The organism is Sediminibacterium sp. (assembly GCF_030695065.1).
Taxonomy (GTDB): Bacteria; Bacteroidota; Bacteroidia; order Chitinophagales; family Chitinophagaceae; genus Sediminibacterium.
Genome location: NZ_JAUYTR010000023.1, coordinates 327,034 through 340,207, shown reverse-complemented (window position 1 = coordinate 340,207; position 13,174 = coordinate 327,034). Strand labels below are relative to the sequence as shown.

At 37.5% G+C, this 13,174-nt stretch carries 10 protein-coding genes; 8 read left to right on the top strand and 2 right to left on the bottom strand.

The annotated features are described in order from the left end of the window. Positions 1–86: 86 nt before the first annotated feature. The 8 genes from Q8S25_RS12315 (at position 87) to Q8S25_RS12280 (ending at position 9,688) form a co-directional block, all read left to right on the top strand. Complete coding sequence (locus Q8S25_RS12315; protein WP_305538173.1) at positions 87–446, top strand: hypothetical protein; 360 nt, start codon at positions 87–89, stop codon at positions 444–446. A gap of 43 nt (positions 447–489) precedes the next feature. Then, positions 490–2,541, top strand: coding sequence for a TonB-dependent receptor domain-containing protein (locus Q8S25_RS12310; protein ID WP_305538171.1), 2,052 nt, complete (start codon positions 490–492; stop codon positions 2,539–2,541). A gap of 73 nt (positions 2,542–2,614) precedes the next feature. Beyond that, the gene (locus Q8S25_RS12305) at positions 2,615–3,622 is read left to right on the top strand and encodes a glycosyltransferase (protein WP_305538169.1); all 1,008 of its coding nucleotides are present in this window, start codon (positions 2,615–2,617) and stop codon (positions 3,620–3,622) included. Positions 3,623–3,673: 51 nt separating this feature from the next. Then, on the top strand, positions 3,674–4,324 hold the full coding sequence (locus tag Q8S25_RS12300; protein ID WP_305538167.1) for an HAD family phosphatase: 651 nt from the start codon (positions 3,674–3,676) through the stop codon (positions 4,322–4,324). 76 nt (positions 4,325–4,400) lie between these two features. Further along, positions 4,401–5,318, top strand: coding sequence for a dihydrodipicolinate synthase family protein (locus Q8S25_RS12295; RefSeq protein ID WP_305538165.1), 918 nt, complete (start codon positions 4,401–4,403; stop codon positions 5,316–5,318). Positions 5,319–5,324: 6 nt separating this feature from the next. Continuing rightward, positions 5,325–6,869: an aldehyde dehydrogenase (NADP(+)) gene (locus Q8S25_RS12290; protein ID WP_305538163.1), complete on the top strand. Its 1,545-nt coding sequence runs from the start codon at positions 5,325–5,327 to the stop codon at positions 6,867–6,869. A gap of 29 nt (positions 6,870–6,898) precedes the next feature. Continuing rightward, positions 6,899–7,900: a 4-hydroxyproline epimerase gene (locus Q8S25_RS12285; RefSeq protein WP_305538161.1), complete on the top strand. Its 1,002-nt coding sequence runs from the start codon at positions 6,899–6,901 to the stop codon at positions 7,898–7,900. 18 nt (positions 7,901–7,918) lie between these two features. Beyond that, positions 7,919–9,688: a DUF885 family protein gene (locus tag Q8S25_RS12280; RefSeq protein ID WP_305538159.1), complete on the top strand. Its 1,770-nt coding sequence runs from the start codon at positions 7,919–7,921 to the stop codon at positions 9,686–9,688. Positions 9,689–9,730: 42 nt separating this feature from the next. Here the strand turns inward: Q8S25_RS12280 and Q8S25_RS12275 are convergent, their stop codons facing one another. Continuing rightward, the gene (locus Q8S25_RS12275; RefSeq protein ID WP_305538157.1) at positions 9,731–10,159 is read right to left on the bottom strand and encodes a DUF6526 family protein; all 429 of its coding nucleotides are present in this window, start codon (positions 10,157–10,159) and stop codon (positions 9,731–9,733) included. 26 nt (positions 10,160–10,185) lie between these two features. Continuing rightward, positions 10,186–13,065 carry a triple tyrosine motif-containing protein gene (locus Q8S25_RS12270; RefSeq protein WP_305538155.1) on the bottom strand — a complete coding sequence of 960 codons (2,880 nt, stop codon included), beginning with the start codon at positions 13,063–13,065 and terminating at the stop codon, positions 10,186–10,188. Positions 13,066–13,174: the final 109 nt, after the last annotated feature.

Here is a 13,174-nt window from a genome sequence, read left to right as displayed (position 1 = left end):
TCAAACATGATTTGAATCATAAAATGCTTTTTTGATAATCTAGATATTTGCATTCAATTGAAATGAGGAGGCAGTTAATTATATTAATGTTTTTGAGCTCACTAATGTTGCAAGTGTTTGCAGGATTTATTTTAAAGGCAGATTATGCAATAAATAGAGCCATTTATATTCAGTCTTGTATTAATAAAGACAAGCCTGTATTAAAATGTAATGGAAAGTGTCAGTTGGGTAAAAAAATTTTGGCAGCAGAAAAGGAACAACAAAGAGCTGCAGAAAAAGGATCTTATCAGTTTAACCTTTCAGTTGAAATTCTATGCAATAAAATTTTTATTCTATCATTAAATGAACTGGGGGAACTAAATAATCCATTAAAGTTTCATGATAGTATTACAGATGAACTAATTGGCCATTACAAAGCAATTTTTCACCCACCTCAATTGGTATGACAATTTTTAGGATCTAGTTATTTTTTAATCAAAAAATTTTGTCATGAACATTTGTTCTATGAGGGCATTAATGAGCCTTCTTATACCAGCTATTGCCCTAATTGAAGCCGAGGGACAATCACTTATACACAACTCCGATTCTTTTTTTAGTAAAACACTTGCTCCAGTGAGTGTTTATGCTGTAAAAGGTAAAACACCACAGAAAACTTACCAGCTAAAATCTGCTGATTGGGTGCAACACGATGCTTCTCAAGTACTATTACAAATTGCAGGTTTTAATGCAATTCGGAAAAGTGGAAATTTTGGATTTGACCCTGTTTTTAGAGGATTTAAGTGGGAACAAATCAATTTAATTACCGACGGGGCAATGGGCGCCCATCAAGCTTGTCCAAATAGAATGGATCCGCCAAGCAGTCAAGTAATGATTAATCAAATTAAAGAAATAGAATTATACAAGGGACCACATAATTTCAGGTATGGTCCTTCCACAGGCGCTGTTATTAATTTTAAAATGAATGATCCTGTTTTTTCAGCTAAACCAATATGGAACGGAAGAGTGAGTGGCGGTTATGAAACCAATGGTAATATTAGAAGAACAGAAGCTTATATTAATAAGATTAGTAAGCGTTGGCAAACTGCTTTGGCATTCTCTTATTCTGCAGGTGATGATTATAAAGACGGGAATGATAGTATTATACCGGCTGTCTTTAATAGAACAGCCATCAATTTTACTGCAGCTTATTTAGTGAAAACTGGAGCTATTGCTTCTATAAATATTACTAGAAACTTTACTCGTAATACCAGTTTTCCAACTTTAATGATGGATTTATTAAGCGATGATACCTGGATGATACAAGCAAAGTACCAAGTAACTGCTAAAAACAAATGGTTTAGCCAGTGGAATACACAAGCGTATGCTTCATTGGTAGATCATCAGATGGGAAATGGATTAAGACCAAGTGCTGCTACAATGCTGTCGCATGTATTTGCAAATACCGAAACTACTGGAGGTAGAACTGAATTAGTCTTTAGAAAAAACAATGCAGTTTGGTATATAGGTGCCGATTTAAAATATGAATATGCAAATGGTACTCGGTCAAGAAAAATGATGACAGGAATGATGGCTGGTAAGGTGTTTTATGATACCCTATGGCAACAAGGCTCAGTTTTCAGAACCAGTGCTTTTGCGCATCTTGAAAAAAAATTGGGACAATTTCAACTGACTGCATCAGGAAGAGTAGACTTGGTTCATTCCAAGCCTAACCAGCCTGCAGCTAAAACCATTGCAAATAATGCATTAATAACGGCCGATGATTTTAATACCAGCCTAAGTGCTGGAATAAGTAGGACTTTTGGAAAACATGTTCAAATGGCAATTTGGTTGGGACATGGTGTTAGAAGTGCAAGTATAACTGAGAAGTTTATACATTATTTACCTGTAGGATTAGATGCCTATGAGGTAGTAGGAAATGCACAATTAAAACCTGAAGTCAATACCCAGTTAGACTTTTTGGTAAGATACCAAACAGAGAAGTCGTTGCTACAAATTAATTTTTATAGTGCAATGATTAGTCAATTTATTACAACAGTGGTTGATCCTAGCTTAAAGCCTGTAATTGCTACATCGCCAGGTGTGCGTAAATATATAAATGTGGAAGAAGCATCAATGGTTGGGTTTGAGATAAGTTATGCTCAACAAATAGGAAGATTGTTTAGCCAAGATATAAGCCTAGCTTATGTGCGTGGTCAAAATAAGGTTTTGCAAGAACCATTACCCGAAATCAATCCTTTTGAATTGAGGTATAAGTTGGTTGCTCAATTGTTGAATACAAAGCTTCAGCCTTATTTTAACCTTCGACACAGCTTTGCTCAGAACCGCATTTCCACTTCTTTTAATGAAAAAGCAACCGAAGATTTTATGGTAGTTGATTTAGGGGTGAAAGTATTGGCATACAAAAAATTACAAATAACTACTGCAGTGAACAACCTATTTGATATTGCTTATAGAGAACATTTGAGCAGGTTCATCAGGCCAACTTTGCCATTGAATGCAATAGGCAGAACTTGGATTTTAATGCTTACCCACCAATTATAAAGTGCCGCTTTAAGCTTTTTTTATAGTGCTGTTCATTTAAACAGCACTATATTTATATACCATAAACCAATGAATGACAGGATCTAACTTTGAGCGAATACCATCTACACCTCCTGTAATACTACCTCTCCCTCCCGGTACAAAGCGAGTGCAATGGTCTGTAATGATTCCAGTTTATAACTCTATTCATTATTTAGAGCAAACACTTAATTCTGTATTGTCCCAAGATTTTGGTGAAGACCGCATGCAAATTGAAGTGGTGGATGATATCAGCAATGATGGTGATGTGGCAGAATTGGTTGAACGAGTTGGTAAGGGAAGGATTAAATATTATTTGCAACCTGTGAATGTTGGCAACGTTAGAAATTTTGAAACCTGCATTAATAGAGCAGTTGGTGAATACATTCATATTTTACATGGGGACGATTATGTAGAGCCTGGTTTTTATAAAGCAATTACTCAGTTGTTTATTGATTTCCCAGAAGCGGGTGCTGCCTGTACCGATTGGCGGGTTGTAGATGATGCAGGAATACCGGTTTGGACCAATGCTCCTGTAGGGGACGAAAGGGGAATATTAAAAAACTGGCACCAAAGAATTGCCATTAGGCAATATTTAGAACCACCTGCTAAAGTAGTTAAGCGAAGTACTTACGAAGACTTGGGTGCTTTTTACATGGTTAATTGTTCAGAAGATTGGTTGATGTGGAATAGAATTGCAGCCAAGTATCCGGTGGCCTATCATCCTGAAGTATTAGCTAAATACCGCAATCACGATCAAAACACCACTGCGGTTTCATTCAAGAACAGAAAGAATTTTTTAGACATCGAAAAAACGATGTTATACAATATTGCTCACTTGCCTGAACATTTAAGAGCAGCGTCCGAAAAAGCCTCACGTAAAAATTTCGCTTTTTATTTTGCCAATTTAGCGCATAGACAATGGCACGCCAATCATGATATTGAAGAGGCATTGATTGTAGCTAAAGACGCATTGAAGTTTCAAGTAAATGCCTATTCTGTAAAACAGTATCTTAAGTTATTAGTTAAGCTAGCAGCTGGGTACAAGAAAACAACAAAATAAGTTCCTGCTATTTTAATATTGAATTTCTCTAGTTTTGCCGAAAAGAATTGAATGGCAAGGGCTTTTTTATTTGATTTAAACGGAACAATAGTAGACGATATGGCTTACCATAAAAAAGTGTGGTACCATGTATTAGTAAACGAATTGGGTGCCAAAATGAGTTTTGAAGAAGTTGCTGCAGAAATGTATGGTAAGAACTCAGAGTTATTAGATCGAGTTTTTGGTAAAGGAAAATTTAGTCCTGAACAGGTAAGCGAAATTGAAATGGCCAAGGAAAGAAAGTACCAAGAGATATACAGGCCATTTATGAAACCCCTTGATGGATTAATGGAATTTCTAGAAGCTGCTAAATCTGCTGGAATTCCGATGGGTATTGGTTCTGCTGCCATTCCCTTTAATATTGATTTTGTTTTAGATGAATTAAATATTCGCCATTATTTTTCTACAGTAGTGAGTGCTTTTGATGTTCCCGTGAGTAAGCCCAATCCAGCGGTATTTCTGAAAGGAGCCAATGATTTAGGAGTAGATCCAGTTGACTGTATTGTTTTTGAAGATGCGCCCAAGGGAGTAGAAGCCGCAGCTAATGCGGGCATGAAAGCAGTAGCAATTACTACCATGCATACTGCAGATGAATTTAACCAATACAATAATATAATTGCGTTTACTAAAGACTACGGAACCCTTTCTCACCTATTGATATAAGTAATACAAGTTATTGGTATAATAATTTGGACTAGCCCATTAGTTTTGGTTAAATTGTTTACCAAAAACAGTAATAATGGCAACACCCAATTGGATAGGTGTATATCCTGCACTATTAACACCTTTTAATTTAGACGAAAGCATTGATGAAAAGTTGTTTTTAAAAAACCTGCAAGCACAAATTGATGCAGGTGTACAAGGCGTAATCATAGGCGGCTCGCTAGGCGAAGCAAGCACCTTGTTGAACGAAGAAAAAATTATGCTTTTAAAAAGGGCCAAACTAATTACGCCCATGAACTTCCCCATTATTTTAAATATTGCAGAGTCCACAACCAAAGCAGCAGTAGCATTTGCAAAAGCGGCAGAAGCGGCAGGTGCAGATGGGTTTATGTTATTGCCTCCTATGCGTTATAAATCGGATGACAACGAAACCGTACAATATTTTAAAGCGGTAGCAGCGGCTACTTCTTTATCTATTATGATTTACAATAATCCAGTAGATTATAAAATTGAAGTAACACTAGACATGTTTGAGTCATTAAAGGAGTACCCAAATATTCAAGCAGTAAAAGAATCTACCAGAGATGTTTCTAATGTAACCAGAATGAAGAATCGTTTTGGGGATCGATTTAAAATTCTTTGTGGAGTAGATACGCTAGCTTATGAAGAACTCTGTTTAGGCGCCGATGGATGGATTGCAGGTTTGGTAGATGCTTTTCCGGAAGAAACAGTGGCAATTTATAAATTAACCAAAGCGGGCAAATTAGCAGAGGCATTAAGTATCTACCGTTGGTTCTTGCCCGTATTAGAATTAGACATACATCCTAAATTGGTACAGTACATAAAGTTGGCTGCAACCCATACAGGCATTGGCTCTCCGCATGTAAGAGCTCCTCGGCTTCCACTAACCGGTGAAGAGTTAAATAAGGTAAATAAAATAATTACCAGTGCTTTAGCAATACGCCCTAATTTACCAGACTATCGATCATTATAAAATAATATGGCTACTCATTTACAATCATTCAGCACCTTAAAAGGAACGTATATACCAACTACTTTTCCTATTGCATCAGCAGATGAAGTGGAACAAACAGTGCAAGCCGCCGCAGAAGCATCCATCCCATTCAGTAAAAAAACCTTTATTGAAAGAGCAGCATTTTTAGAAGCCATTGCAGAAGAAATCATGGAATTGGGAGATGCATTATTAGCCACAACCCATGAAGAAACAGCTTTGCCAATTGCAAGGCTTACAGGAGAAAGAGGAAGAACCTGTACACAGTTAAAACTCTATGCAAATTTATTGCGCAATGGTAGCTGGTGCGATGCAGTAATAGATACGGCCATGCCCCATCGGCAACCCTTACCCAGAGCCGATTTAAGAAGGATTTTACAACCCATTGGACCTGTACTTGTTTTTGGAGCAAGCAATTTTCCTTATGCTTATTCAACAGCTGGAGGCGATACGGCTTCTGCCTTAGCTGCAGGATGCCCAGTAATTGTAAAAGCCCATGAGTCACATTTGGGCACCAGCGAATTAGTTGCAAAAGCAGTATTGCGCGCTGCTGAAAAAACAGGTATGCCAAATGGTGTATTTGCAAGTTTAATAGGAACTGGTGTTGTATTGGGTCAGCAATTAGCAGCCGATGAAAGAATGCAAGCCGTTGGTTTTACAGGGTCGTATAAAGCAGGAATGGCATTATATAGCACTGCAACACAAAAAAGAAAAATACCTATTCCGGTATATGCAGAAATGAGCAGTATCAATCCTGTTATATTGTTGCCTGAAGTGATGGCACAAAGTGCTGCAACCATTGCAACAGCATTAGCAGGCTCCATCAGTTTAGGTGTAGGACAGTTTTGTACCAGCCCCGGTTTGCTATTTGCATTGAACGATCAGGCAACCCAATCCTTTGCAACCGAATTAGCAACTGCTTTGGCAAATGTTTCCCCTGCTACCATGTTGAATCCACAAATTTGTAATACTTATTATGCCGATAAAAAAGAATTAGCGCATACCAACAATGTAAAAATAATTTTAGAGGGATCAGATCTGTCTGAATTATTTCAGGCCACTCCCGCTTTAATGCAAACAACGGCTGTTCATTTTATGGCAAACCCTTCCTTGCAAAAAGAAATTTTTGGGCCATGTAGTTTATTGGTGGTTTGCAAAAATCAGGATGAACTTAAAGCAGCTATTTCAACTATAGAAGGACAATTAACGGGTTCAGTTTTTGGAACTACCGAAGAATTAATAGCTTACCAATATCTTATTGATGGTTTGCAACAAAAAGTAGGAAGACTCATATTTAATAATGTACCCACAGGAGTAGAAGTATGCAATGCCATTGTTCATGGTGGACCATTCCCAGCAACAACCGATGCAAGAACCACTTCGGTAGGACCCGAAGCAATTAGAAGATTTGCAAGACCAGTTTGTTACCAAGATTGTCCACAAGCATTGTTGCCATTGTATTTGCGCAATCACAACGAAGCGGGAATTGTAAGATTGGTGAACGGAATACAAACAATGGATGATGTTGAATAAATTTTTATTACTTGAACTAAGCAATAGCAATGGCGCATAAAAAATTCTTTTGCATAGATGCACATACCTGCGGCAATCCGGTAAGACTGGTTGCAGGTGGAGGCCCTTTATTAGAAGGTAATACAATGATGGAAAAGCGCTTGCATTTTATGCGCGACTATGATTGGATTAGAAAAGGCTTAATGTTTGAACCTCGTGGACACGATATGATGAGTGGAAGTATATTATATCCACCATGCAATCCACAAAACGATATAGGTGTATTGTATATAGAAACCAGTGGTTGTTTACCCATGTGCGGACATGGTACTATTGGAACCATTACGATTGCCATTGAAGAAGGATTGGTACAACCTAAAGAGCCAGGCAAACTCCGCATAGAAACCCCGGCAGGATTGGTGTTGATTGAATACAAACAAGAAGGAAAAAAAGTGGTTTCAGTAAAACTAACCAATGTGCCTGCATTCTTGTATGCAACCGATTTAAAGGTAGAGTGCAGTGGGTTGGGAACTATTAAAGTAGATGTGGCTTATGGTGGAAATTTTTATGCTATAGTAGATCCACAAGAAAACTTTGCAGGGTTGGAACATTTTACTGCAGACCAGTTAATTAGTTTTAGCAGGGAGTGTAGAACTTATTTAAACAAACATTATTCATTTGTACATCCTGCAAATGAGCATATCAAGGGCTTAAGCCATTTGTTGTGGACGGGTAAAACAATTAGCGAAAGTTCAACCGCAAGAAACGCTGTGTTTTATGGAGACAAAGCCATTGATAGATCACCATGTGGTACTGGAACGTCTGCAAGAATGGCACAATGGTATGCAAAGGGCTTATTAAAACAAGGAGAGGTGTTTGTTCACGAAAGTATTATAGGGTCTATATTCAATGGAACCATTGAAGGTGTTACAACAGTAAATGATTTACCAGCCATTATTCCGGGCATTGAAGGATGGGCAAGAGTTACTGGATACAATACCATTATCATAGACGATGACGATCCATATGCACATGGCTTTCAAGTAATATAAAAAATCTAAAATATGCTCATGAAAAATTATTTTATTGCCTTTGCATTTTCTGCAGCAATAGCAGCAACGCCAAAAATGGTGAATGCGCAGGTATCTACCAACGAATGGATTCCTTGTCAGGAAATGCCTACATTAATTCAACGCTTTAATGCAGATAGTAGGGTGCTAAATAGATACTATAGCCCTGCCCTTAATAATAGCAGGGGAGGTTTTGGTGCAGACTGGAGTATTGGTTCGCCCGAAAAAAATACTCGCTTGCAAAAATTGGTACAAGACTACCAACAACAATTGGCTGCTGTAAATTTTAAAAACCTAAGTCAAGAGTGCAAGGCAGACTATATATTATTTAAAAGAGACCTTGCTAGTAGGCTAGAGCAATTGCAATTAGATGCAGCTGCCTTACAAAAAGTTGCTAGCTGGATTGGCTTTACCGATAAAATTTATGCACTAGAACAACTGCGAAGAAGAGGAACACAACCCGATGCAAAAACAGTTGCAAAAGATTGGAACGATATTATTGATCAGGTAAAACAATTACAAGAAAAAGTAAAGAAAACAAGTTCAATAGACCCTGATCAAGTAGCTACAGCTACTGCAGCCATTAATAATGCGCGCAATACGGTTCAAAGCATATTTGAATTTTACAATGGATACGATCCGTTGTTTAGTTGGTGGGTACCCGTAACACAAAAGTCTTTAGACGATGCATTGAATGCATACAGTGCTGCATTTAAAGCAAAAGCCAATAGCACATTAACCGCATCAGATAAAAGTGGAATTATTGGCGTACAAGCGGGTCGAGAGAGTTTAATTAGGCAGTTAAAAAATGAAATGATTCCATACACGCCAGAAGAATTAATTGATATTGCCAATAAAGAATTTGCTTGGTGCGAAGCAGAAATGTTGAAAGCTGCTAAAGAAATGGGATTTGGAAATGATTGGAAAGCGGCATTGGAAAAAGTAAAAAACACCTATGTGCCCGAAGGCAAACAACCCGAACTAATTGTAAAACTCTACAATGAAAGCATTGATTTTCTAAAGAAAAATCAGCTGATTACTATTCCACCATTGGCCGAAGAAACCTGGGGTATGATGATGATGAGCCCAGAACGCCAGTTGGTTGCGCCCTTCTTTTTAGGTGGTGCAGATATTATAATTTCTTATCCCACAAATACCATGACATATGCAGACCGAATGATGAGTATGCGTGGCAATAATCCACATTTTTCAAAAGCAGTGGTTCACCATGAGTTAATTGCAGGACACAATTTGCAACAATTTGTGAACCAGCGTAACAGAACCTATAGAAATTTTGGAACGCCTTTCTGGAGCGAAGGATGGGCTTTGTATTGGGAATTGATTTTATGGGATATGCAATTTGCTAAAACCCCTGAAGACCGCATTGGTATGCTGTTCTGGCATATGCATCGTTGCGCTAGAATTATCTTCTCATTAAACTACCATACCAGTAAATGGACACCTCAACAGTGTATTGACTTCTTAGTAGACCGAGTAGGACACGAAAGAGCCAATGCAGAGGGAGAAGTAAGACGATCTTTTACAGGTGCTTACCCTCCACTATACCAATTGGCCTACTTAACAGGTGGACGTCAGTTTTATGCGTTGAAGAAAGAATTGGTAGACAGCAAAAAAATGAGCTACAAGGAATACCATGATGCAGTGATGAAAATGAATGCCATGCCAGTAGAAATGGTGAGAGCCATTTTAACCAAGCAACCATTAACGGAAGATTTTACAACCAATTGGAGATTCTACGAGAAACAATAGTGGCAAAGCCACAAAGATGTGGTGAGCCAGCCTGAACTAGAATTACACTCGGTACCAGTCTGCTCTCCAGTTTTGGATAGCCAACTTAATTGCTTTATTCGATAAGTTTTCTGCTGCGGCTTTGGTAGCCAAGGCAGGAAACTCTTCGTCTGAAGCAAAGCGCAAAGCCACAATTTGGCTCACCGATAAACCTGCTGGTAATAATTTTCCTGTTAATGCAAAGTGACGCAAGTTTTCTTCGGCTCTAATGGCTCTGTCTTGTGCCTTTAAAGCAAATATGCGCACATAAGCAAAAAAGAAACAACAGATTAATGCAATCACACAAATTAATGATGCGGAATATTTGTTCTCCGGAGCAGAACCATTTAGGTTGATGAAGGAACCAATTAATACAGCAAGGATTGCAAAGAAGGTAAGACCATGCCATCCAAATACCAATTGACTGTGATTTTTAAAGTTTTGCTCTTTCATGTATAAACGTTTAATTCAAATATAAACTATTGTTCTGTAGCATCATCATTGCCTATAGCAATAAGGTAATTGAAGAGATTCACTTCGGTAGCAAGGTTTAATTTTTTTCTTAGACGATACCGACTGATTTCTACACCTCGTACAGAAATATTCATCAATTGTGCAATTTCTTTGGTAGTTAAGTTCATTCGCAAATAAGCACAGAGTTTTATTTCGTTGTTGCTGATATTGGGGTGAATCATTTTAAGCGATACAATAAAATTACTGTGCACTTTATCGAAGTGTTTGGTAAAATATTCCCACTCTTCATCCAACTGTTCGTCTTCGCCCAGTGTTTTAATCATTTTCTTTAACTCGGTAATTGCGTATTCGTTGTCTATTTTTTTAGTGATCTGATTTAACTCCGTCTTTATTTTAGTAAGCAACTCTCCTTTTTTAACCAAGTGCATTGCAGAGGAAGCCAATTCGGTATTTTTAAAATTGAGGTCGGCTTCTAGTTTTTCATTTCGCAAAGCAGCTAGTTCACCATCTGTTTTACTCAATTCTAGTTCGTGTATATAAACCAACTTTTTTTGTTCTTCTTGAAAACGAAATTGTTGTTGAACAAATTTTTTCTTCTGCCAATAATATAAACCCAATAATGCGGCCACTGCTAAAAGTAAATAAATAATATAAGCCCAACTGGTTCTGTACCATGGTGCTAAAATTTCAAAACTATAGTTTGCAACCGCAGACTCGTTGCCTAAATTATTGCGGCCTTTAATTTCGAAAATATATTTTCCTGGAGAAAGATTCGTGTATTCTTTTTCTGTTCTAAGACTCCATGCAGACCAATTATTTTCTAACCCCTTTAGTCTAAAACTGTATTCAATATTATTCAAAGATCCATGTTGTGATGCAGCAAAATCAATTCGAACACTATTAAAATCATAGTTGATTAAAGGAATACGCTCTTCTAATTGAATAGCTGGCAGGTCTAGCCGATTAAAATAACCGCCAAATACCAAGCTGTCTAAATCACTTCCAATTTTCAAAGACCTTACTTGTACGGAAAGTTGTGGGGTATTTTGTTTGTATTTTTTATAATTGATATGATAAAAGCCACGCTCGCCCCCTAAAAAAATATTGTTCTCGTCTACAGGATAAATCATTTCGAACCCACTCAGCATTTTGTTTTTTAATTCGGGTATATCAATTAATTGAGGTTGATCTTGTGTTAAATCTATTACCCCAATATTCTTTTCGTTGATATACCAAATATTCCCTTCTTTGTCTTCTTTTAAATAACGAATGCTTTTGTTGCCCAAAAGATTTAGGAAAAAACCATCGGGTTCAAATTGGTTGGTTTCCTTATTGTATTGATAAACTCCGTTACTGGTAGCCAGGTTTATTTTATTTTTTATTAAAAAAACATGGTTGTTTAAAGTAGAAGGGATTCCTTGTTTAATACCATAAGTAGTTACTTGTTTATTGCTGTCAATTTTGAATACGCCATGATAAGGATGCGACACCCAGGTATTTAAATTGGCATCTACAGCAACAAAACGAGATGACTCATTAAAATTGGGGATAGGGGTTTGAGTGGAACCCTCTATAAAGAGTAAGCCCTTGTAATTACCAGCTATGATTCCGTTACGGTAAGGAATAAAATTCCAAAATCCTGCATAATTTGAAAATGGAACGGCTGAATTGCCCTTTATTTCAAAAGCACCATCATGATGACCCAATAATAATTTTTCATTCATTTGTTGCAGGTTCCAGTTTTGTCCGCGGGTATTGTTCACCAACGAAAAACTTCCTTTGCTAAAACTAATGTCTTTGGCAGGTTGAAGGGGAGCCACAAATAATCCATTGGAAGTGCCTAAATAAAGTTGGTTGTTTTGTACCATGGCGGTGTAGCCAGACTCTTCATTTAATTGGGGCGATATATTTTTAATGGCACTATTATTGGCAATAAAGTCGATGCCATTATTGAGACCTAACCAGAGATTTTTTTCCTTGTCCAAAAAAATGCTGAGGATATTATTGTTTTGTAAGCCTTCAGTTCTGGCAAAGCGTTGGATAATATTTCCGCTATGATCTATTATATAGACCCCGCCATTGGTAGTAGCAAGGGCAATCCATTCATTGTTTACAACGGTAGCTGCATAAATACGTTCATTGGAAAAAAGGGCATTATTGGGGGAGTTGATTTTTGTTAATTGGTTCTGAATAAGTAAGTACAACCCATTTTTTAGGGTCGTAATCATTGATTTGTTTTCGCCAATTGAAATAATAGCTGTTACTCCGTCTGTTTTGGGTAATTGGAGACCCTCCATTGAATTGGCTGTTAATGGAGCCAATTGATTTTTATCAAAATAGAGTAGCCCTTTTTCGTAGTCGTGTACAATCAGCTGGTCATTGGCTGTTTCTAGGTAGGCAAACTCACCTGGAGCGGTAAAAGCCATGGTTTTGCCATTCAAAAACCTAAAAATCTTGTTAGATGTTCTAAAATAGACCCCCTTTTTATAAGAAACAATGTCCCAAACATCCCCAAAATTGCGATCTGCGTCTGAAATGGCATTAATTAAGGAGGTAAAGACGAGTTTGCCGAAGGCGTTGGGAGAAAAATAGCCCAATTCGTCTTGGCCCCCCACATAAATTTTGCCATCATTGCCAATAAGTACCGAACGAACAATGGTTTTGTTGGGTAAGGGGTACAATTGCCAAGTTTTACCATCAAAAGTTAAGAGCCCCTCATTGTTGGCCAAATAAATTACCCCCTGTTTGTCTTGACGAATATCCCAGTTTTGGGCGCCAGCATTGTATTGGTTTTTTGAATAGTTGATTATTTCGGGTAATCCAATGGTATTCTGCGCCTTTATACAAAGCGGAAAAATGACGAGTATGACGATTTTTTTGAACAAGCGCTAAAAATGGTATGATGAATATAACAAAAAAAGCCTGATGTAGTTTTGATGTACTCCATTTTATTAAAAATCAATCATTTAGAAATCATGATGTAGTAATGTAGGG